The organism is Streptomyces diversicolor (genome assembly GCF_057537855.1).
Window position 1 is genome coordinate 1 of the sequence record NZ_BAAJXA010000080.1, and the last position, 21178, is coordinate 21178.

Annotated in this window: 26 protein-coding genes; 11 read left to right on the forward strand and 15 right to left on the reverse strand. The window is 70.1% G+C overall.

Annotated features, from left to right (window positions below):
• Positions 1 to 929 precede the first annotated feature (929 nt).
• From AC27LF_RS44155 to AC27LF_RS44175, 5 genes are all read left to right on the forward strand, one after another.
• Positions 930 to 1628 carry a hypothetical protein gene (locus AC27LF_RS44155; protein WP_479661409.1) on the forward strand — a complete coding sequence of 233 codons (699 nt, stop codon included), beginning with the start codon at positions 930 to 932 and terminating at the stop codon, positions 1626 to 1628.
• Positions 1625 to 2047, forward strand: a complete 423-nt coding sequence (locus AC27LF_RS44160) for a MarR family transcriptional regulator (RefSeq protein WP_479661408.1) — start codon at positions 1625 to 1627, stop codon at positions 2045 to 2047. The genes AC27LF_RS44155 and AC27LF_RS44160 overlap by 4 nt, the downstream gene beginning before the upstream one ends.
• A gap of 308 nt (positions 2048 to 2355) precedes the next feature.
• Positions 2356 to 2838 carry a hypothetical protein gene (locus AC27LF_RS44165; RefSeq protein ID WP_479661407.1) on the forward strand — a complete coding sequence of 161 codons (483 nt, stop codon included), beginning with the start codon at positions 2356 to 2358 and terminating at the stop codon, positions 2836 to 2838.
• 112 nt (positions 2839 to 2950) lie between these two features.
• A complete protein-coding gene (locus AC27LF_RS44170) occupies positions 2951 to 3298 on the forward strand; it encodes a hypothetical protein (protein WP_479661406.1) in 348 nt (115 codons plus the stop codon).
• Between the two features lie 42 nt (positions 3299 to 3340).
• Entirely contained in the window at positions 3341 to 3724 is a 384-nt protein-coding gene (locus AC27LF_RS44175) for a hypothetical protein (protein ID WP_479661405.1), read from the forward strand.
• A gap of 287 nt (positions 3725 to 4011) precedes the next feature.
• Here the strand turns inward: AC27LF_RS44175 and AC27LF_RS44180 are convergent, their stop codons facing one another.
• From AC27LF_RS44180 to tpg (AC27LF_RS44205), 6 genes are all read right to left on the reverse strand, one after another.
• Entirely contained in the window at positions 4012 to 4269 is a 258-nt protein-coding gene (locus AC27LF_RS44180) for a hypothetical protein (RefSeq protein WP_037680663.1), read from the reverse strand.
• Positions 4259 to 4489 (reverse strand): hypothetical protein, encoded by a 231-nt coding sequence (locus AC27LF_RS44185; RefSeq protein WP_391318287.1) that lies wholly within the window; start codon positions 4487 to 4489, stop codon positions 4259 to 4261. Before AC27LF_RS44185 ends, AC27LF_RS44180 begins: the two co-directional genes overlap by 11 nt.
• 267 nt (positions 4490 to 4756) lie before the next feature.
• Positions 4757 to 4969, reverse strand: coding sequence for a hypothetical protein (locus tag AC27LF_RS44190; RefSeq protein WP_078948051.1), 213 nt, complete (start codon positions 4967 to 4969; stop codon positions 4757 to 4759).
• 584 nt (positions 4970 to 5553) lie between these two features.
• Positions 5554 to 5820, reverse strand: coding sequence for a hypothetical protein (locus tag AC27LF_RS44195; RefSeq protein ID WP_383393191.1), 267 nt, complete (start codon positions 5818 to 5820; stop codon positions 5554 to 5556).
• On the reverse strand, positions 5817 to 6608 hold the full coding sequence (locus tag AC27LF_RS44200; RefSeq protein ID WP_479661404.1) for a hypothetical protein: 792 nt from the start codon (positions 6606 to 6608) through the stop codon (positions 5817 to 5819). Before AC27LF_RS44200 ends, AC27LF_RS44195 begins: the two co-directional genes overlap by 4 nt.
• Positions 6609 to 6712: 104 nt before the next feature.
• The gene (gene tpg, locus AC27LF_RS44205) at positions 6713 to 7306 is read right to left on the reverse strand and encodes a telomere-protecting terminal protein Tpg (protein ID WP_479661403.1); all 594 of its coding nucleotides are present in this window, start codon (positions 7304 to 7306) and stop codon (positions 6713 to 6715) included.
• A 136-nt stretch (positions 7307 to 7442) separates the two neighbouring features.
• Here tpg (AC27LF_RS44205) and AC27LF_RS44210 point away from each other — a divergent pair, with 136 nt between their 5' ends.
• The 5 genes from AC27LF_RS44210 to AC27LF_RS44230 all read left to right on the forward strand — a co-directional run bounded on the left by AC27LF_RS44210 (position 7443) and on the right by AC27LF_RS44230 (position 10099).
• Positions 7443 to 7751 carry a DUF6300 family protein gene (locus AC27LF_RS44210; protein ID WP_479661402.1) on the forward strand — a complete coding sequence of 103 codons (309 nt, stop codon included), beginning with the start codon at positions 7443 to 7445 and terminating at the stop codon, positions 7749 to 7751.
• Between the two features lie 46 nt (positions 7752 to 7797).
• On the forward strand, positions 7798 to 8154 hold the full coding sequence (locus AC27LF_RS44215) for a nucleic acid-binding protein (RefSeq protein ID WP_479661401.1): 357 nt from the start codon (positions 7798 to 7800) through the stop codon (positions 8152 to 8154).
• 2 nt (positions 8155 to 8156) lie between these two features.
• Positions 8157 to 8681 carry a DUF6233 domain-containing protein gene (locus tag AC27LF_RS44220; protein ID WP_479661400.1) on the forward strand — a complete coding sequence of 175 codons (525 nt, stop codon included), beginning with the start codon at positions 8157 to 8159 and terminating at the stop codon, positions 8679 to 8681.
• 89 nt (positions 8682 to 8770) lie between these two features.
• The gene (locus AC27LF_RS44225; RefSeq protein WP_479661399.1) at positions 8771 to 9283 is read left to right on the forward strand and encodes a hypothetical protein; all 513 of its coding nucleotides are present in this window, start codon (positions 8771 to 8773) and stop codon (positions 9281 to 9283) included.
• A 213-nt stretch (positions 9284 to 9496) separates the two neighbouring features.
• Positions 9497 to 10099: a hypothetical protein gene (locus tag AC27LF_RS44230; RefSeq protein WP_479661398.1), complete on the forward strand. Its 603-nt coding sequence runs from the start codon at positions 9497 to 9499 to the stop codon at positions 10097 to 10099.
• Between the two features lie 59 nt (positions 10100 to 10158).
• On the opposite strand, the gene tpg (AC27LF_RS44235) is transcribed toward AC27LF_RS44230, so the two are convergent.
• From tpg (AC27LF_RS44235) to AC27LF_RS44275, 9 genes are all read right to left on the reverse strand, one after another.
• On the reverse strand, positions 10159 to 10716 hold the full coding sequence (gene tpg, locus AC27LF_RS44235) for a telomere-protecting terminal protein Tpg (protein WP_383393169.1): 558 nt from the start codon (positions 10714 to 10716) through the stop codon (positions 10159 to 10161).
• A 6-nt stretch (positions 10717 to 10722) separates the two neighbouring features.
• Complete coding sequence (tap, locus tag AC27LF_RS44240; protein ID WP_479661397.1) at positions 10723 to 12912, reverse strand: telomere-associated protein Tap; 2190 nt, start codon at positions 12910 to 12912, stop codon at positions 10723 to 10725.
• Between the two features lie 89 nt (positions 12913 to 13001).
• The gene (locus tag AC27LF_RS44245) at positions 13002 to 13823 is read right to left on the reverse strand and encodes a DciA family protein (protein ID WP_479661396.1); all 822 of its coding nucleotides are present in this window, start codon (positions 13821 to 13823) and stop codon (positions 13002 to 13004) included.
• A complete protein-coding gene (locus AC27LF_RS44250; protein ID WP_479661395.1) occupies positions 13823 to 15469 on the reverse strand; it encodes a hypothetical protein in 1647 nt (548 codons plus the stop codon). Before AC27LF_RS44250 ends, AC27LF_RS44245 begins: the two co-directional genes overlap by 1 nt.
• A 916-nt stretch (positions 15470 to 16385) precedes the next feature.
• A complete protein-coding gene (locus tag AC27LF_RS44255; RefSeq protein WP_479661394.1) occupies positions 16386 to 16694 on the reverse strand; it encodes a helix-turn-helix transcriptional regulator in 309 nt (102 codons plus the stop codon).
• Between the two features lie 104 nt (positions 16695 to 16798).
• Complete coding sequence (locus tag AC27LF_RS44260) at positions 16799 to 18172, reverse strand: NsdA family TPR-like regulatory protein (RefSeq protein WP_487227863.1); 1374 nt, start codon at positions 18170 to 18172, stop codon at positions 16799 to 16801.
• A gap of 128 nt (positions 18173 to 18300) precedes the next feature.
• Positions 18301 to 18624 (reverse strand): hypothetical protein, encoded by a 324-nt coding sequence (locus tag AC27LF_RS44265; RefSeq protein WP_479661392.1) that lies wholly within the window; start codon positions 18622 to 18624, stop codon positions 18301 to 18303.
• Between the two features lie 85 nt (positions 18625 to 18709).
• Positions 18710 to 19270 (reverse strand): UTRA domain-containing protein, encoded by a 561-nt coding sequence (locus AC27LF_RS44270; protein WP_479661391.1) that lies wholly within the window; start codon positions 19268 to 19270, stop codon positions 18710 to 18712.
• An 84-nt stretch (positions 19271 to 19354) separates the two neighbouring features.
• Positions 19355 to 20164, reverse strand: coding sequence for a GntR family transcriptional regulator (locus AC27LF_RS44275; protein ID WP_479661390.1), 810 nt, complete (start codon positions 20162 to 20164; stop codon positions 19355 to 19357).
• 480 nt (positions 20165 to 20644) lie between these two features.
• Here AC27LF_RS44275 and AC27LF_RS44280 point away from each other — a divergent pair.
• On the forward strand, positions 20645 to 21178 hold a 534-nt coding region (locus tag AC27LF_RS44280), incomplete at its 3' end, for a hypothetical protein (protein ID WP_487227864.1).

The following is a 21178-nucleotide window of genomic DNA, read 5'->3' on the forward strand; positions in this document are numbered from 1 at the left end:
GCGCGGGGGCGGGACAGGTGCGGGCCGAATCGGGCGAGCACGGAGAGAGGTGACGGAGGGTCATGGCGGGCGTGCCGCAAGGAGGGGGTGATCCGTTCGAGTGACACGTCCGGACGTTGGGCCGCTTCACTTTGAAGCGCTAGATAGACTCTGGAACTAGCAGGCTGCACCGGGCGCGGGTAAAAATCCTTGCTGCATTTCTGCTGGCCGTTTCTCCTAAAAGCCACCAGATACAGGACTTGAGAATTCGTCGCACTGGACTGACCTTAGCCATAGAAAGGCACCTCGGATATGGGGAATTTGAAATTCGGCGTGCGGAGGTACAGAAGTCGATCGGCCCCCAGGGCCGGACGGCGGAACCGAGTTCCGGCCTCAGCCTCGCCTTTGGTGCTGCTTGTCCGTCACGGCCGGCACCACCCGAGACTCAGAGCCGCTGGTGCCGCCTACGGTCCCGCAGCTGGTCGACGGAGCCGCACGCGAAGCCGCCTCAGCCGCGACGGTGCCCGGTCCGCAGGTTTCTCGTGCGACATCAGATAGGGGCAGAGTCCGTGTTTCCGCTGGTCACAGCGTTACCCGTGGGGTGCTTGTGACTCCTCAGCAGTGACACAGGGCTCCTGCTATGTCCCTCCTGGGTAGACACATCGCCCGTGAAAGGTCGGTATTCCTGACGTGGTTCCGCGCGGAAGGTCAGAAATACCGACCTCTTGGGGCGCGGAAGGTCAGCGGTGCTGACTTTCCGCGCTGGAAGTCGAGTCCGTTGCGACACCCCCATACATGCCCGGCGCGCAGGAGTTCGTGCAGGAGATGTGTCACCCCTGGGGGGACACAAGACGCGCCGGAAGTCAGTAATGCCGACCTGTAGGTCAGAACTACTGACCTTCTGCTACGTTGCTGCACGCCCGGGATCTTGGAACTTTGGAGAGCTGCTCGTGTCCGAGTCACAGCGCCGCCGGCGTCCCGCCAGGCCCGCGCCCAACCCCGGCCTGGCGCCGGACGATCCGCTGCGGGTCTTCAGCGAGCGGCTCCGGAAGATCGATGGTCTGGACGACCTGGCGCGGGCGTATCCCGGCCGGGAGATCAGCATCGGCCGCCAGCGTCAGCAGCTGGAGTTCTTCTCCGACCCGGACCGGCCCAACGCCTTCGCGATGGTGGCGCTGGAGTTCTTCCTCGTGATCGCCCAGTACTACCGCGAGGCGCTGCCGCTGCGGCTGATCCTGCTGCTGATCGCCGGGCAGAGGGCCGGCGGGCGGATCCCGCTCACCCAGGACGACATGGCGCAGATCCTGGACGTGCCGCGTCAGAAGGTGAACGAGGCGCTGCGCGAGATCATGGGCCACGGCATCGTGATCAAAATCGGGCGGGGTGTCTACCAGTTCAACCCGCCGTACTCCTACGTCGCGGCCGAACTGGTCCGGCTCTCCGACGGGACCACCGAGTATGTTCAGGTGGACCAGGCCGACGCGCTCGCGGAGCTGCGGGCGGCGGCGCTGCCTGACCTGGTCCGGTTCCCCTCGCTGCAGCACATGCGTGAGGCGATCGAGGAGTTCCGCCAGGAGAGGGCCCGGCAACGCCGGGAACGGCGGGAGCGGTTCGAGGCGATGACGACGCAGAAGGAGGGCGATCGGTGAGCAGGGGCATGTTGGTCACGCCGGTCAACGCGGAGGGCGTCGTCGCGGCCCTGGACCTGCCGGGGCCGGCCTACCGCGTCCTGTTCACCCTGCGCTCCCGCAGCGAGCCCGGCGGGCGCGTGGAGATGGGTCAGAGCCAGATCGCCGACCTGCTCGGACTGAGCCGCCCCAGCGTCACCTCCGGCCTGCGCGAGCTGATACTGGCCCGCCTGGTGAAGAAGCAGCGCAACGGTGTCTACCGCATCAACGCGATGCTCGCCGCCTACGAGACGCCCGCCGACGCCCGGGCCGCCATCGACGCCATGGACCCCGCGGACCGGATGGACGACCCGCACTTCGTCGCCCGCTACCACCAGGCCGTGGAGGACTACCGCGAGCAGCTCGCCCGCGAACGGCGCAAGAAGCTGCGCGTCGCCTGACCCGTTCCCCGGCCGACACCACGGCGCTGCACCCCACGGTGCAGCGCCGTTCGTGTGTCTGGTGTCGGTGCCGACACCAGAGATCCCTGCCAGGAGGGACAAAGGTCCCCGCGCGCAGGGACAACCTGGTGCGCGGCGCCGCTTTCGTGCGCTGGCGGCGAGTGTCAGATCGGGACGCACGGTTCCCGCAGGCGGGAAACGCCCAGCTCGGGAGCGGGGCGAAAAGAATCATGGGCGGCCCTCTTCCCTAGGTGTATGAAGTTCCATACAGTGTATTGAAGTTCATACAGCTACGGGAGGAACCCGCCGTGTTAGTCACCCTCGTCACCGCCGCCCTCGCCATCGTCGCCACCCTTCTGGGTGCGATCGTCTCCGGCCGGTTCCAGGAGCGCGCCGCCGAACGCGGTGTCCGCGCCAGCCACGGTGAGGCGATCCGCCGCGACCGGCTGGAGGCCGTGACCACGCTGGCCTGCGCGATCAGCGACCACCGGCGGGCGATGTGGATGCGAGGCGACGCCGTCCTCAAGGAGGCCGGCACCGAGCGGATCGAGGCCCTGCGCGGCGAGAGCCACATGACCCGGTCCGCGGTCACCCGCCCGCTGGTCGCGCTGCGCGTCCTCATCGAGGACCAGGCCGTGCGCGCCGCCGCCGATCACATGGTCACGCTGACCTACGCGATGCGCGACGCGTACGCCACCGCCCAGGAGCTGACCGCCGCCCGCGAGGCCGCGAAGGTCGCCCACGACACCTTCGTCGACACCGCCGCCGGCTACCTCGCCCGGACCGCCTGACCGCGCCGCACCCGCGTGCCGTCGGGGCCGCCGACTCGGAATGTCATCGCTCTCCGGCGGCCCACCCCACCACAGCCTCCCCCTCGCATCCACGCACCAGATCGGAGTCCCCATGGAGCAGCAGTCGAAGGCCCTCGCCCGGATCAGCAGTGTCGAGACGTCGGCCGAACGGACCGCCGGCACTTCCGGCGGCGAGGACCTGGCCGTGCTCGCCCCGGCCGCGGCCGCCGCGCTCAACCTGCTCGCCGACGCCGTCCGGCGCGGCGGCGCGGACCACGACGACATCGTCCAGGCCCTCAAGACCGCCGGTGTCCACGAGGCGTTCGCCAGCGTCTTCGACGCCGCCTCCGAGCGCGTCATGGCCGCCGTCGACGACCCGTACGACTTCGACGACCGGCTGCACGCCGACAACCTCGCCGGGGCCGCGGGCGACGTCCGCCGCGCCTTCGAATGGCTCTAGAACCCGCCCAGCACCCGACACCGCCCCATGGGAAGGCCCCCGATGACCACCGAGCCCGAGCACACCAACCCCGTCCCCGACCTCACGATCCCGCTCTCCACCGCCGACGCTCAGGCCCTGGGCGATGACGTCGGGCAGCTGGCCATGCGGCTCGGCTCGGTACTGCACGGCCTCGCGCAGCTGCGCGCCGGCGGGGCGAGCACCGAGGACCTCGCGAACACGATCCTGGTGTCCAACGGGCTGATGAACCGGCTGGAGGGCGTCCGGGACGCCGCCGTACGCCAGCACGCCGCACAGGGCGGCTCGTACGGGGCGCTGGCGAGCTCCATGGGTGTCACCCGGGCCACCGCGCAGTCCCGCCGCGACACCCTGGTGAAGAAGGCCCCGAGCCCGATGGAGCGGTGGGCCACCGGCGAAACGGAGTAGCCCCGAGCAGCAGCGCCGTGCAGCAAACAGCCGTTTGGTTGCTGCACGGCGCTGCTGCGTGCAGCAACCGGCCGCTGCCCGTGCAGCGCCCTTGTGCCGCCTGGCCTGAGGGCCGAAGTGTCAACGGCCCTCAGGATCACGAGCAGCGCTCCACCCGCCCCCGGGCAGCGGCCGGGCAACACCGAGTAGCGGACCCACTGCAACCGGCGCTGCACGGTGCAGCACAAGCAGCAGCGCCCCGGACGAGGGTGGTGTCCGGGGCGCTGCTGCAGGGTGCTCGGGAGGCCCTACGCCTCAACGTACGCGACGATCGTGATCGACCCCAGGGCCGTCACGTAGTAGATCACCCGCACGCCGTCGATCTCGTCGACGTAGTCGCGCAGCAGGGTGCCGGGCACCTCGGTGCCGAGCGCGGGGTTGACGCTGATCGCGACGATCGCGCGGTCCAGGCGGTGCGTCTCGTTGGCGGTGAGCTTGGCCAGCTGGGTGAGCGCGGGCTCCACCAGGATGACCCGGGAGCGCCGCGCGCCGTGCTCAGGCGACACGGGCCTGCCCGTCGGCAAGGCGGGCGAGGTGGGCGTCGCGGGCGACCTCCCACGGCACGCCGGCCTCCGGCGAGGGGTAGCCGTTCTCAGCGATGTCCTCGAGCACGGAGGCGAGGACGTCGACCTTGGCGCGCTGGTCGGCCGCGTACTTGCGGACCGATTCGGCGGCGGCTTCGTCGATCGGCTGGCGGTCGGGCGCGGCGGCCGGCTCCTGGCTCATCGAGGGCTCCCGGGGCGTCATCTGGCGTGTGTTCTCACGGTATCGCCGGGGCGCGGCACCGGTCTGCGGTACGGACGAAACCCGCCCGATGACACAGATGACACAGATGAACAGTGACACAGATGGTCACGACCACCTGGGAAAACAGGGGGTCGATGACACAGTCCGGCGCCGATGACACAGATCCGCGGCCCCGGCTGGACCCAGGACCCAGGGACCCTGGTTCGTACGGCGCTGCTGGGTCCCGTCGGGCGGGTCAGGCCAGGGTCATTGGCCGGACTGCGACAGGCCTTCCACGAGCTGGGTGACGACGTCCAGGATCGACTTCCCGAACGCGGTCGGCGCGATCAGCACCCCGAACGTGAGGCAGATGACCACGGTCATCTTCTCGTCGAACCGGCTCCGGGCGTGCGTCCGGCGGCGCAGCCGCACCACGATGATGATGGCGAGCAGCACCGCCACGTTGATGGTCACGATCACGTGCCCGGACCTCCCCTAAGTCCACAACTGCCCTGCGAGCACCGCACGTTCACTCCGGTGTTCTTGTGTAGCGCGAAAGGACCACGACCGCTCCGGGGTTGACCTCGGTTGGCGGCAAAGCGGGCCCTCCTGGCTTGAATGCGCAGGTCAGGGACGCGGCGGGCGGGGGTGAGCGAGGCCTGCGGGCGCGGATACAGACCGTGACTCGCGGGTGGTCCGGCGGGGGCGCCCTGTCACGCTGTCACGTTGTCACGCGGATCCGCCCTGGAGGGGGTGCAGGCCCGATCCACACCCCGAGAATCGGACATTAGCGGGCATTTTCGCGGGCACTGTCACGCTCCAACCGGGGAGTGTGACAGTGGCGTTGGAGGTGCGTGACAGCAAATCCCGTCACGTTCGGTGAGCGTGACGGGTGCCGGGTGCTGTCATGTCACAGGGCTACAGGTCACCTCACATGAACCTGTCCACCTGGGAAAACGAGGGTTCGACCTCACAGGTGAACAGGGTGAATAGGGCATTCGGGCTCACAGGTTCCCGCTTGTGTCACAGGTGGGCCGGGAACCTGTGAGGTCGACTCTCCGTGATCAGATCCGGGCCGGGGGCCAGATGTGCGGGCCGCGGCACTGCCCGCAGGCGGCGCAGCCGGCGCACTCCGTGCAGAACTGCTTCGGGACGCGCGGGCACCAGCAGATCGGGTTGTAGTCGGGATCGTCCTCGCCCTCGAACCAGGGCTCGCCCAGCGGGGGCCGGTAGTCGACGTGGACCTCACCGTCGGCCGTCAGGTCTTCGTACCGGGTGCCGCAGCCGGTCGACGTCACCCACGTGGCGATCACGTGGTCGGCGGCGCTCACCGGCTGCTCCGGCCGCGGGCCTCGATCCAGGCGGCGAGCGCGAGCACGGCGTCCGGGTCGGCCTGCGCCAGGCGCACCGCGTGACCCGCGTCGAAGTCCTCCAGCGTTCCGGTCCGCGCCATGGCCCGCAGCAGCGCGCTGTGCGCCCGCACCGACGCGGGGACCGCGTCCAGGTCGCTCGGAGGAGCCATGCTGTGGCCCTCCAGGATGCGGAACATGTCGTAGAACTCGCCGTACTCGTTCAGGTAGTCGAGGGCGTGGCGGTCCTCGGGCTCGTGCAGTACGAGCGGGCCTTCGGCGCCGCAGCGCCCCTCGGTCCTGCCGAGCAGGCCGGCCTTCTCCAGGGCCACCAGCATGTGGGCGCGCTCGGGCAGCCCGTTGGAGTGCAGCCACTCCTGCCGCTGCTGCTCCATCTCCAGATCCCGCAGTTCTTCCTCGGCTCTGGCCGCTGCTGCGGCTTCGGCGGCGAGCTCGTCCTGGACGACGGCGTCGGCCTTCGGGTCGTACGTCATGCCGGTGGTGGCGAGCAGCTGCGCGATGCGTTCCCACTCCGCCACTTCGGCCGGGCCGCGTACGTCGTCGGCCAGGTCCTCGCGGTCGCGGTCGATGTGCTGCTGCAGACGGGCGTCCTCGAGCGCGGCCGCGGCCTCCGCTGCGGTCATGCCGGTGGCGCGCCGGCGGACCCAGCTGCGGCCGACCTTCGCCCGGTCGACCGGCTGGCGGGGCGCGGCCGCGCCGGGCGCGGGTACGCGGGGACGCCGGGTGGATCGGGGAACAGGGGTGCTCACACGAGCCTCCCAATCGTTGCGGAAACGGTGACGGGAAATCCGGCTGCCGCGCGGTGGGCGCAGCAGCCTTAGACAGGTTTATAGCAGCCCTGAATTCGGCGTGCCTAAAACCTGATATCGAGCCACTCCACGTCCGCGAATTGCACCTCCACGCCCGCGCGACCGCCACCGCCTTGGCGGAAATAGGCGTCCGCTATGGCCTCCGCAACCAGTGCATGCAGATCCTTGTCCGTCGCTCCGGACTCCTGTGCCGCCAGGATGGCGCGGGCGTGGGAGGACGAGACGGCCACCATGATGTCCCGCACCCGGCCCGCATCCGAGGTTCCCTCGGGGCCGAATCCGAAGTAGGCGCGGCAGGAGATGACGAACCCGGCAGAACTGCCCGCGCGCTGCCTCGCCTGTGCTCTGACCTGCGGTTGCCACTGTGACTCGGTCTCCTGCACCAGAGCCTCCTGGAGGCGCTTCTGCGGCTTCCTGATCGCACCCGAGCGGTAGCGCTCCACCGTGCGGCGGGAGACGCCCAGGCGCTCGGCTACGGCCTTCGTGGAGCCCTTCGCGCGCGTGAGGAGGAATTTCATCTGAGCTTGCGCGGATTTCGGTGCCGGACGGGTGAACAGGGCCCGTTCGGCGCGTCCGAGGCCGTCGAAGAGCTTGTGCCGGAGCAGGGCCGACGCCCTTGCGCGCTGCTGATCATCCATGCCGAGCAGCGTCGGGCCGGTCGCCTGTGGACAGAGGCCAGCGGCTGAACGAACTCTCGCTGCACGTCGGAGGGGTTGACCCCGCAGATCAGCGGGTCTTGGGTGGAGGGTCACGTCCAGAGCAAGGGGGCTGGCCATGGAACTGCTCAGGTTGTCCGACCGACTGCCGCAGTGTTCACGCTGCCGGGGCGATCTCATCATGAGCGGTGTGGCGCCCCAGGACGACGAACACGGACGTCCTATCCATCTGGAGCTGTGCCCGGTCTGCGACACCGGCGACGTCGACCGCCCGGCGGCCGGCCTTCTCGTCCAGTGGTTCGCGAACGACGGCGGTCATGACGTGAGCCGCGTCCAGGAGGGCGCGCACCTGCTGATGGAGTTCACGAAGGAGTGCATGGCCGCACACGGCTGGTACTGGCAGGAGACGCCGCCCGACCAGGCCTGAGCCGTCGGTCGGCGGTGCGGCCGTCGGATCGAACTACTGTTGGGCCGTGGCGTACGACTATCCCGACGATCTCCTGACCGCGCAGCGGGACCTCAACCAGGTGCGGGCCGACCTCGCGGCCCTGTACGAGCGGCTGCCGTACTCGGTGGAGCCAATGGAGGCCTGGCAGCGTCCCGAGGGCTACTGGCTCGCCACCTCCCGCGCGTATCCGGACTCGCCGGGCTGGTCGGAGCAGGAGCAGCAGGAGGTTGCCGCGCTGCGGGAGCGGGAACGCGACCTCACCGCCGTGATCCTGACGCACGCCTTCTGGAACGACGTGGCCGGCCCCGAGCGTCCCGACGCCCGCAGCAAGCTCAGGCACGCCCTCGAGGCGGCCGCGGACCGCCAGGAGCAGGAGGCGTAGCAGTGGCGGACACGCCGTCCGAGCCGCCGCCCATCACGGTGGTCCTCCCGGACGGCCAGGAGGTCACAGGACGCCTCCACGAGCGCCAGCAGACGCCCGAGGGCTGGCTGTTCCGCGTCTCGGTCCCGGCCTGGCAGAACACCGCTGAGGGGACCGTAGAGGCAGCCTGGTACACGGTGTGGGTGCAGGCCCCCGCCCACGTCAAGCGCGTTGCGGGAGCCTCGTACGACGACGTGCCCACGACGTATCTGAAGGCGCCGCCGTCGCGGTCGGTGCGGGAGGTCCTCGGGCCGCGCCGGCCGACGGGCTGGGTGCTGCAGAAGCTGGACGCCCCCGGGCCCGACCGCGGCGTCCTGCACGCCCCGGACTGTGACGAGGCCCCGGAAGGCGCACCGGTGCTCGAGCTGGAGCGCGCCCTGGACGCTGCCGAGAAGGCGGGCGTGAGGCTGTGCTCGCTGTGCGGTGCGGCCGCCGAACTGGACCCCGTGCTGCGGGGCTTCGACCACGGCTTCGACTCCGGACGCTGACCGCCTGCCGCAGGCCGGAACGGGCGGGCGCCGATTGCACCAGGCGGCGGCCGACGGGCATCCTGCGCGTCCGGAGAGAAGGGGAGAGCGTGTCCGAATTCGACGAAGACGCGGCAGGGGAATCGCTCAGGAAGGCCGCAGAGCTGCTGCCGGACGACGACGCAGACGACGGAGCCGGGGCCGCGCAACAGGCCGTCCAGGAGGCGCTCCAGGCGCTCCCGGGCACGCCGGAGCCGGGATGGACACCCGAGCAGGAGAAGCAGATCCAGGCGATGGTGACCGAGCTGCGCACGGTTCGGCAGCTGGCCGGGCCGGACGCGGGCTGGCTGCGCCGGAAGCGGCAGATGCGGGCGCGGAACCGCTACGTCGACCTGGCCATGTTCAGCGACCCGGCACTGGTGGACGAGGCCGAACTGCGCATGTGGAAGCACCACATGACGGTGGCGCTCCTGCTGGAGTTCGCGGTCGGCCCGATGCAGCGTGACGACGTACAGGCGGCAGTGAACCGTCTGGCGATCGTGAACGCCGCCACCTACGAGGACATCAAGAAGGTCAAGCAGAAGATGGCCGACGGGGAGCAGGACGACCCCGGCAGCCCGTGACGTACAGCGGTGCGCCGCGTTGGGCACGGCAGCGCGTGCATGAACATCCGACCCCCCGCGGATACGCGTGTGAGGCCCCGCCGGCGCAGCAGCGCGGTGCGGGGCCTCACGGCTGTTCTGGCGCGGTGACCAGGGGCAACAGCTGCGTACGGGTTGTGCGTCAGATACGCAACGAGCCGCACGCGGGGGCAGGCGCACCATCAGCCTGCGGGGATGGACAAGTTGATCGAGTTGGTCAGCACGCTCGTATCGGGGGCGTTCATCGCCGTCCTGGCGGCGTGGCTGACCAACCGCTCCCGCAACCGCCAGGAGCAGCAGGCCGAGATTGGTGCCCTGCGCGTGCAGGCCGACGCGCTGACGGTGGCGGTGGCGGAACTGCAGGGCGCGGCCGCCGCCAACCGCCAGCTGTGGGAAGGCCCGGCTGAACGGGCGCGGTCGTTCCTGCTGGCCGTACTCGCCTTCGCCGGGGGTGCTGCCCGGGCCCGGATCGCCGGCGGCACGGACAACTTGAGCGGCCTGGTGGGGCTCGGGCAGGCGGCGGAACTGCTGAGCTGGGACCGGCGGGCGACCAAGCAGAACGTGGCCGCCGTACGGGAGCCGCTTGCCCGGGCCGCCGCAGCAGCTGCCCCGCTGATGCGCTACCCCGACGCGGACGTCGCCGCCACCACCGAGCAACTGCTCAACGCCTGCACGGACATTGAGAACACCGAGCGCCTCGAGGCGGCCCTGGAGGCGTTCGGCCAGGCCGTCCGCGCGGCCACCGCACCGCGCCTGTCCTGGTGGGCGCGGCGCCGCGCAGCCCGGGCGTCCTCGTAGGATGCGAAAGCGCCCTGTCCCTGGCAGCTGCAATGCCAGGGACAGGGCGCTCGCGTGTGTCAGAGCTGGATGTCGATGTCCTCCACGTCGGTGAACTCCACGCCCAGGCCTCCGGCCCGGGTGTTGTTCGCGCGGAAGTACATCTCCGCCAGGCCCTCGGCTGCAATGCGCTGGAGCTGCTGCTCGTTGGCGCCACCGTCGCGGGCCTCGAACAACCGGTCCGCCCAGCGCGGCGGCAGGGCCTGGGTGATGTCGCGGATCCGGGCGTCGTCGGTCGTGCCCGGCGCGGCGGTGAACCCGAACCGCGCGCGGGTGCGGACGACCAGGCCGCCCGTGGACGCGGCCCGCTTCTTGGCCTTCGCGCGGATCTGCGGCTGCCACCGCCGCTTGACCTCACGCTCTATGCGGTCGCGCAGGTCGCGGCGGGGCCGCTTGAACTTGCCCGCGACGTACCGCTCCACGGTGCGCTGGGACACCCCGAGGGCGTCCGCGGCCGCCTTGGTGCCCTTGAGCTGCTTGACCAGGTACTTCATCTGCGCCTGGGCGCTCTGCGGGATGCGGCGGGTGAACGCCCCCTCCAGCGCGGCGTCCAGGCTGTCCCCGATCGAGTCGGCCATCGTCGGCTACTCCCCTTCTCCGGCGCTCTGGTCGGTCTTGATGAGGTTGGCGAGGTTGAACACGGCGCCCGCCTCTTCGAACTGGGCTTCCGCCCACAGCACGGTCTGGGTGCCCTGGTGCTTGACCATCCCCGGCGAGACACCGAGCCGGAACGTGCCCGGCACCGGCTTGCCCTCGTCCGTGTACGGCAGGACGTCCAGCGGGGACGGCCCGGAGGAGGGGTAGACGATGCAGTCCGTGCCGATCGCTACCGGGTAGCGGCCGGTCGCCGCGGCAGTCTTGAGGATCTTGCGGTGCATCCCGATCCGGACGGTGGCCAGCACGGCGGCCCGGATGTCGGGGCGCCACGTCTCCCGCTTCAGCGCCGGCCATTCCTCGTAGTACGGCACCGCTCCCCGGCTGCGCTGCCGCAGCTTGCCGATGCCGCCCTTCGCCGTCGACTTGATCGCGTTCAGCAGCAGCGCCATCGTCGGGTCGACCTGCTTGTGCACCGCCATCGCGTCCAGGAACTCCTGGCCGCCCATCTTGGTCGTGACACCGAGGTCGGCCATCGTGGCCACGTACGCGTCGCGCAGCCGGTTGTACCAGGGATCCAGGTAGCGGCCGGACTCCAGACGCACCCACGCCTCGATCGGCGCGACCTCGAACCCGAGCTCCTGCGCGTAGGCGACGGTGGGGGTGGCGTACCAGGCCGGGCCGGTCGGGCGATCGCCCTTCGGCGTGAACGGCGAGGGCAACAGGTCGCCGTCCAGGGTGCGCCCGTCAATCTGCACGCGGGACAGGTCGACGTGGGAGAGGTCGACCAGCCACGAGCCGGGCACCTTCGGGTCGAACGCCGGGCGCTCGAGGCGAGTGGGAGCGCCCAGGCCGACGGTGAGGCCGTTGGTGGCCGCCGCGAACGCCATGTTGACGTCGATCGCGACCAGGTACGGCAGCATGCACTCGTCATCGGTCAGCGCCCGGCACCAGTCGTACGGCTCCTCCATCAGCATCTCTGCCGGGGTCCGCAGGTGGTGGCGCTCGAACTTCCCCTTCAGGAGCGGATGCTCGTCCGGGACCTCGCACGCCACGTGCTCGTACACCGCCGTGAGCGCGTCCGCGTTCTTCGCGGGCTTGAAGGCGCCGGTGGCCTCGTCCTTCTCCGCGCGGGTCGGCGGCCGCAGCGCACTCATCAGCTCCAGGCCGGTCGTCGACGTGGTGCCGCGCGGCGTCATCACCCGCTGCGCGTACGTGCCGAGATACCGGGCGAGGTCGGCCGGGTGCATGCCCGGCAGCTGCGGGTCGTCCTTCTTGTCCCACTCCCGCGCGTCCAGCGCGTTCCAGGACGGGACGCACAGCTGGACGCAGCGCCGGCGGGAGCCCTCCGGGTCGCGGAAGACACGCGCCCACGGCCCCAGCCCGCGCTGGGTGAGCTGGAGTCCGGCGCGCTGGATCTGCTTGACGACCTTGTGGCTGTCCTTGAGCCGGCCCGCGCGCCGCTCTTCATCCGACAGCGCGGCGGGCAGGCCGTAGCGCTCCAGAGCGGCGGGGGTGAGGACCAGGATCGGGTCGGCGTCGCGGCCGTTGCGGTGCAGCCGGGGCTGACCGAGCTTCGCCTCGGTGATGGTCCAGTCGACCAGCGCGGGCAGCGACTTGGCGGGCACGTCCAGGACCAGGCCGCCGACGCAGTACGCCGACACCTGCCCGTCCTCGAAGTCGACCACGGCGAGCGGGCCGTTCTCGAAACGCGGGTCGACCGCGGCCGCCGACGGGGCGGCGTCCTTCTTCACCGCCTTCTTCGCGGCCGGGCGCCGCGACGTCGACGACGGCCTGGTGGTGCTCGCCGCCGCACGGGCGGGCGGCTTCGCGGCGGCCGGCGCCGACGGAGCCTCAGCCGCCGGGGCGGGTGCGGCGGTGAACGTATCCGGCACCTCCGGCTCGGGGACCGCCTCGGTGGCGGGGGCGGGGAAGCGCGCGGCGAGGCCTTCGAGCAGCCGGGCGTACGCGGTGCGCTGCGGCGGCCGCGGTTCGTTCTTGCCTGCCTCCCAGCTCGCCACCGCTTCCCGGCGGGTGCCGAGCGCCTTCGCGATGTCGGTCTGGGTCAGATCGGCGGCCTCGCGCAGACGCCGACGTTCGGCGGGCGGCGGCAGGTCGTTCTGGTCGACCTGGTTCAGCAGCGCATCGACAGCGCTGAGCAGCTCGTTCTCAGTGGGCACAGAGCTCACCTCCACTAGACACCCTACACCAATCGCGCATTGGATCACTTACTGATTCGCGCATTGGATCGCTCATTTTCGGGATGAGGTCAGGCCGTGCGCGGCGTGGCCGGTGCAGCCGGCGCTGACGGAGCTCCGTCGCGGTTCGCCTTCTCCTGGCGGGCCCGGCGCAGCGCCAGGAGGTGCGTGGCGGCAGCCTGCTGGCGTCGCTGAGCCCGGGCGGCTTCGATCGGGGACGGCTGGTCGTCGGCCTCAACCTCGGGGAAGGCGCGCAGGCTCAGCGCCCTCATCGCGCGGCCCTGCCGCTCGGCTGCCTCAGCGATCGCCGGGTCGACGGTGCTCGCCGGGCGGGCCTCCTGGTGCGCGGCGAGCGCGCGACGGTAGCCCTCGCACGCGGTCTCCCTGGTCTTCACCGGCTCCGGCGGCGCGGCCGCGGACTGCACGGCGGCGTCCTCCAGGTCGGCCGCGGACACCGAGCCGGGCGCGAGGATCCGCAGGGCGCGCACCACGGTGCGGCCGGCCGACTCGTTGGCGGCCGCGATGAGACGGGTCTGATCCAGGCGCAGCTTCGTCGCCCAGGCCGACGACTCCGGGCACACGGTGAGCCGGCCGGAGTCGGCGTCGTACCCGACGGCCACGACGTGCCCGGCGAGCTCGGGGGCGATGGCCGCCCAGCGTTCCCGCAGCGCCGCGCCGGCGGCCGGGAGCTCCCAGGCCCGCTCGGTCACCAGCGCGCCGATCGCGGCACCGAGCCCCATCGGCTCGCGCCCGCCACGCCGGACCACCGAGGTCGTGCGTGGCTTCGCCTTCGACGTCGCCGTGCGACCGCCGTTCTTCTGCGCCGCCACCTTGGCAGCGCGCAGTGCGACGCGGGCCAGGTCGACGCCACTGAGCTGCGGAGTCTCGGTCATCACGCGACCTCTCCAGCGAGCTCCTGGACGCGGTGGACACCGCAGACGCTGCGCGACGGCAGGGGCTTCCGCCCGCAGGGCACGTCTCCGTCGCGGCCCGAGCAGGCCTCCTGTCCGGCCGGTGCGGTCTGCGCGGGCACGACGGCGGCGCCCAGTACGGCGGCCTCCTCCCGGCAGAGCTTGCACAGGCCGTCCTCGAGGGCGCGGCCGATCACGACGATGCGGGCGCCGCAGTCCCCGCAGGAGCCGCGCGGCGGACCCTCCGGCTCGCGCTGCGCCGGGACCGACGCCGGGTTGCGGATTGCGTCGTCCAGCACGCAGTCGACGCAGCGGCCGCCCGGTCCGGGACGGGTGCCGTGCTCGGGACACAGGCCCTGCTCGATGCGCTGGGCACGACGCCGGGCGGCGGCCTTGTCCTGGACGATCTCGGCACACACCTCGCAGTCCTTGCCGGTCGACCACAGCACGCCGGCCTCGCAGTCCTGGTAGCCGCAGCCCCAGCGCGGCAGAGCCACACCCAGCAGCCACCGGCCCGGGTCACGGATCTCCGAGACCATCACCTTGGCGAACCGGGCGGTCAGCCGGTGGTGCAGGCGTTCGGCGTCGGTGCCCTCGCGCAGCTGGCGGCCCACCTCACGAGCGATCTGCCGGGCGACGAAGTCGCTGGTCACCCGCTCCAGCAGCAGGTGCACCGGCTCCAGCACGGCGTAGATGTGCGGGCTCATGGCCAACTGCGGTCCGTCGTACGACGACCGCCCAGACCCCCCGCCCCTGCTGCTGCGCTTTTCCGTTTCCGGCATCGAGGGGGAGGGCTGGCTGTTTCCACCCGCGCGAAGCGCGAGACCACCGCCGGCTTCCGTACGCGCAGCAGCGCCAGCCGGGTTTTCCACAGCCCCAGCGCCCTCAACTACCGGTACCTCGCCTACGGCGGATGAGAAGAACGCGCACTCGTCATCCGGTGAGTCAGTCCTAGGTGATTCCTCATTCGCGAGGGATCCCTCACCAACCGGCGAACCCGACCCCTCACCAACTTGGGAACTGACCGACTCCTCAGAACCACTGGTCACAACCGCCTCAGCAGCCCCGGCGACCGCCGCGCAGCAACCATCCGGACGGGCCTCGGGAGCGATGTCGTGCGCGATGTACCGGTGACGCCCCTGCGCCCCCACACGCCGCTGCACCGTCACCCAGCGCGCCGCCTCCACCGCGTCCACGACCGCCGAAGCCGCCGTCACCGAGATCGGCTGACCCGCCTTCTTGCCCGAGTGGTGGAGCAGGCCGGCCGCCAGCTCCGCCTCCGTCAACGCGATCCCCCGAGCCTGCGCGAAGGCGATCAACGCGAACGCGCGCAGCTGCCGGGGCGTGAGGTCCTCCGAGGCCGCCACCGGCAGCCACACGAACGCCTCCGTACGCGTCATCGCCCGCACCGTCCGCACCGCCGACGTACCCGTACCGCCCGGCAGCGTCCGACGATCCGAGAACAGCTCCACCACACCGTCCAGGCCCGGACGGCACAGCTGCGTCATTCCCCGCTCCACCGACGCCGTCGACAGCCCCAGATACGAGGCGATCGTCGACGACTTCGCCTGACACCCTTCCGGCCGCAGCCCCAGCGCCTTCACCTTCACGTACACCGACAGCGCCACGTCCTGGTACTGCGGCGAGGACACCAGACGCATCGGCACCCGAACCCGCTGCCGCCGAACCGGCACGGACTCCTCCACGGCAGCGGCCGACACCGCGACCGCGCTCATCGGCCCACTCGCACGGACGAGAAAGAGATCATCTCGGCAGCCTTGCGCAGGTCGCCTGTGGACAGATTCCGAGCAGCGGCGAAACCCCTGCTCCCTCCCGCCCGGCGGGCAACAACTTCGGATCGCGTCCCGCCCCGCGGGACGGAGCTCCGGAACACCGCGGCGGCCGGCGCCACCAGGAGGACATGGGCCCCCCTCTTGGTATTGGTGTCGCGGACCGGGGTGCGTGTGACACTCCGACCCCAAGAATCTTCGTGATTAATGCCGTGAACAGGGCAAACAGGGTGTGCGAATCCCGTCACGCGGGAAAGGCGGGGGGCTCGAACCGGTGTGAATCGGGCACGGTCGAGCTGACAGGGGGACACCACTTCGGGCACTATGAGAAACGACCTGCTCTCCATATAGCTGGACCGACCAGAGCCCCTCGGGGCTGGACCGACCTCCAGGTGTGCGGATGTGTCAGGGGCCGCCCCCTTCGCGAGAAGAGGGCGGACACCGATCGGGCGGGGGGAGATTTCTCCGTCCCTCCCGGTCCTGCTGAACCGCGTGGCCCCTGTGGTGGGGGCACCGCGGGTTATGCGGGGCGGTACTGATCTGGCTGTGGTGGCCCGGTTAGTGGCCGGTGGTGCACATGGCCCTGATGAGGGGCCGAGGGAAAACGAGCGGCTTGATGAGCCGCAGCTCAGGACCGGCTGGAATCCGGACTTGAGCGGCCGACGCGGGTGGTTATTCCGGTCGGTAGACGGGCCGCGCGAGGCCAGCGGGTGGTTATTCCGCTTCTTGGCGCGCGCGGCCGATGGCCACTAGGTCATCCCGACCCCCTGGATTCAGAGGCCGGCGTCGGCATGCCCGCATTCGCCTCAGCGGCTGCGGGGAAGCGTTCTGCGAGGCGCTTGAGAAGGTGGATGTAGGCGTCACGCTGCGGGCGCCGGGGGTGACTCTTGCCCAACTCCCAACGCACCACGGCAAGGCGCTTCACGCCCACCGCATCCGCGACGTCCTGCTGCGTGAGGTTCGCGGCGAGGCGCAGTTGCGCACGCACGCGCGGCGGCGGGAGGACATCGTCCAGGCCGTCCAGCAGGGCATCGACCTGCTTCAAGCGGTCCGGGTCGGACATAGCGCAGCCTCTCAAGATCGATAGATCTCTGAAACATACACCATTTGATCTCCGATGGAGAGGGCCGGGCGCTACGCGGTGCTCGTGTCCGTTGTGAGGGAGAGTCATTGGCCACCCCGCAGTTCGCGGAGGTGGGTGACGAACTCCTGCGCCTCGGAAGCGTGTCCGTAGTGCGCCTGGAGGGCCTGCCCGAGGTCGGCGGCAACCATCGCGAGGCTGGGAAGCGACTTCCGGTCGCCAGCGAGAGCCTTCTCCCCGTACGCGAGCGCGGTCTGGAGATCGCCCTCGCGGGCCGCGACCACCCCGAGGGTGACCCGGGCCTCCGCGTTCCGCATGGGCGAGCGCTCCGTACCGTCGAAGTCGGTCCCGGCCCGGAGCACCTGGTTCGCCAGCTGCTCCGCGAGGCGGTTCTCCCCCACCCTGCGCAGCGCGTCCATCCGGTAGAAGTCATATTTGCCCGGGTCGACGACGAAGTGGTCCTCAATGTTCTCCGGGTACGGGAGACGCTCCAGAAGCTGCCGCCCCTTGTCCAGGGCCACCTCGGTCTGCGATCGGTCGCCCAGCCGAGCCCACGCCTTCGCCTGCTGCGCGTACAGCTGCGCGGCCACGCTCTCGTTCGGCGCCACGGCGATCCCGGCCTCCGCGGCCGCGATGACGCCGCGATAGTCGCCCCGAGTCAGGGAGAACCAGGCGCGCATCTCGTGCGCCCATCCCTGCACGCTCAGCTCTCCGGATTCCTGACCGAGCATCAGCGCCGCCTGCCGGGTCGCCTCCGCGTCACGCGGGCGCCCGGAGTCGTACTCGACACAGCCCACCAGGAGCGCCAGCTTCCCGGCCAGTGCGACGATCTCGCGATGCTGCGCCAGGCTGACGCGCTGGTGCTGAAGGCCGACGACCCGGGCCAGCCACGCCTTCCCCTCAACGAGCAGTTGGTCGGCGGGCATGTACGCGTACTCGCAGCACAGCCGGTCCGCCGTGATCCGCAGCGCGTCCAGCGTCGCGACGTCGACGTCCGACGCACGTAGCCGCGCGATGATGTCCACGGTGTCCATGCCGCTGACCTGCAAGATTTCGGCTCGCCCGTCGCGACGGCTTCGCTCGGGGAAGAACGCGCCCGTCGTCGTTCCGAACGTGCTGGCGATGGCCGACCGGTACTTCGTGGGCTGCGCGTCGCCCCGTTCCCAGCGCTTCCACTGACGAAGGAGATCCTGCTCGCTGACATCGTGGTCCTCGGGAAGCCGAACCATCAGCGCACGTACAGCGTCAGCCTGCGACCACTCCCGCGCAGCCCGCTCCTCAACCATCCGGCGTGCCCAGTCAGGACGCTCGTCAGCCATCGCCGATCCCCTTCGCCGTACGGTCCTGCGGCGCAGCCTGCGCCCCGACAGGGTGATGCCCGCGGAGCGGAAGCCGGCCCTTCTGCGGCCGAGCATGGCACGGCCGCTTGATCGCGCGGAGGTGACAAGTGGTGGTGACATTCGGAATGTCACCGGCCATCGTCACTTTGCGCTGGCCTTCGACAGGAGCACGGTGGCTGCTGATCACACGGATTGATCCACATCCCCGTGGGAGGCACACCGCCGATGTCATGTTCATCAGGACCAGCTCATTCGCTTGCCGCACACTTCGCCTGGACGATGTATGCGTACGCGGCTCCCAAAGCTCCGTACTGCGCACTGCCTTCGGTGACGAGGGCGGCGTCGGCGGCGTCGGCCGCGTTCCTGAGCTGGCGGGCGACGGCTTCGGGCAGTGTGGGTGCCTCCGCGAACTCCTGCAGTCGCCCGACCACTACGTCCAGTGCTGCTTCCTTGGAGATGCCGACGGGACCTTCGGGGCTTACGAGGGCCGGAAGCCAGCCGTTCTCAGCATCGAGCGCGCTGCGGAGCTCTTCCACCAGCTCGTCACTGGTCAGGCGCTTTCCGGCGTTCATGAGGGGCTTAGTCTCCAGGGGTTCAGAAGAAGGGTGCTGGTCGGTGCCCTGCCATGGGCAGGGCACCGACATGTGCCGTGCGGAATTAGGCCAGCGGCACGGAGAACCGAAGCGTCCAGCCCTTAGCCAGAACGTGCTGGGTCACCTCGACGACCCGTCCGTCGGCCGTGCGGCCGATGTGGTTGATGGTCAGAACGTCCGAGCCTTCCGGCAGACCGAGGCGAGCCGCCTCGTCTGCGGTGGCCGGCCGGAGCGCGATGTCCTCGGTGGCGGCATCGCCCTGGTCGAAGCCGGCCTCCTTCATACGGCTGATGATGCCGCCCACGCCGGTGTCGACCTGCTCGATGCCAGCGGCCTCGGCGACGTCGACGGGGATGTACGTGGTGGCGAGTTGGACCAGGCGGTCGCCGTCGGACATCGCTCGGGCGCGGACGACAACCTCGCCGTCGGTGCCCAGCAGCTCGGCAACGTCGGCCGGGGCGGCCACGCGGCTGACGGAGACCTCGGAAGTCGGCGTCCGACCGGCACGCTGCAGCTCAGCGTCGAACGCACCGTGCGCGCCGTTCTCCTCACGCCGGGCCGTGGTGTACCGGGTGCTGGCGTCGCGCAGGATCGTGCCGGTCTCGTCGATGCGGTTGCTAGCCATGTGGTGCAAGCTCCTAGCTGTTGTAGTCAATGGGTATTGGGTCTGCTCCGGCTCTTGCCGGAGCAGGGCGGAACTTCCTACGTGTCACCCGGGTTCCGGGGAGTCGATGGGCCACTCGTATGCGAGTCGCCACTTAGCTCGCGGCAGCACGTGGATGCAGACCTCCACAACGCGGCCTTCAACGGTGATCCCCTTGTGCGTGATCTCCAGGACAGCCTGTTCAACCGGAATGCCGAGCGCCGCAGCTTCGTCAGCAGTCGGGGATCTGACCTCGACTTCTTCGCGAAGGCGTACCTGCTTGAAACCGGCCTCCGCCATACGCGATTTGCTGCCTCCGACTCCTGTCTCCATCTCGGCAAGCACAGGGACTGCGTCGACGACGTCCGGAGGGAACCAGCTCGTGGCCACCTGGACAACTTCGATCGCTTCGTCGTTGCCAGGCAGACCCGCGGACATGATCCGCTGACGCTTCAGGGTCTTGGCGCGGTGGTGCATCTCGAAGATCTCCGCCACCTTCTTGGGCGGCACATCACGGTCGATGACGACGGTGTTCTTGGGATCGAGTCCCCTCGCCCTCATCTCCGCCTCGTAGGCCCCGGCGGCGCCGCCGGCCTCACGAAGTACGGCCAGGTAGCGGGTGGTGCGATCAGAGATGATTTTTCCGATCACCAGGGAAACGAACGTCCCCTTGCCGCGGCGCGAGAACACAAGGCCCTCGTCCTCGAGCAGGCCGTAGATGTCGCGGGCCGTCTGGTAAGCGATGCCGTGTTCCTTCTGGAGCTGAGGCACACCAGGCAGGCGCGACCCAGGTGCGAGTGCGCCTCGCTCGATCTTGTCCCGGATCTCGGATGCGATCCGTTCGACCTTCCCGGGTTCCTTCTGCTTGGTGGCCACTGCTCCCCCTCCCGTGCGCATCGTGCGGCCAGCGGATCTCGCTGCCCGGTGCGCACAGCATCGCATGTCTAGTTGTTTCTCGAAAGCCGAGACTCGCAGTCGTTTAATGCCACCCAGAAACTAGCAGGTCAGAGCGGGTGTAGAAAACAAGTTAGCTAGACAGGTTGACCGAGGGGGGATAGCAGGGTTCTAATCGAAGAGCGCCAGCAAGCGGTGAGTAGCCGGATGCGGGGCGTAGCCGGTGCTGTACCTGCACTTTTGGGCGCGTCACCGGCCGTAAGACCGTAGGAAGTCGTCCACCTCGCAAGAGGGGGCCGGGTTGATGGCAAGAGCAAATCCCCGGGTTCTCGACTCTCTATTGCACGTCGCAGCGCTATGCGCTGTCCGTCCGTCAGGACGCCGGGACCTTCCCGTGCTGCCTGGCGGGCGGAGAGAGCACCGCGACGCACCCCATCCCCTTCGCACCTGAGGAGATCCTCCATGGCCATCACCGCCGCGATGCCCACCGCCAAGGAACGCCCCCGGACCCGCCGGAAGCGGGCCAGCACCCTCCCCGCCATCAAGCTCTCCAAGCTCCTGCCCTCGCACATCGACCTGCGTGACCCGCTCAAGGCCGTCCTGGTCTGCCCGGACTGCGAGACCTTGGTGCCCATCACCGGCATGTACAGCAAGGTTCAGAAACTGGTCCCGCACCACACCGGCCAGGCCGGCGTCGACGCCGCACTCCGCTGCCGGAGCAGCCACCGCCGTGTCGAGTTCGACATGACGATCCCCGAGTGGCGCCAGGCCCTGACCGACGCGGTCAAGGAAACCTCCTGCCGCCAGGCCACCACGGTGCTGCCCAAGGCATTCAGCCTGCAGACCGACCGGACCCTGCGGGCTCGTGCCGAGCGCACGCCGGCCGGGCGCCTGGCCGACTGGGACGCGGTGCTGCCCCTCGTGGCCGACACCGACAAGAACCGCCGGGAGATCCCCGCTGGTGACGCCCCCACGGAGGGCCCCGCGGTTCCGCTG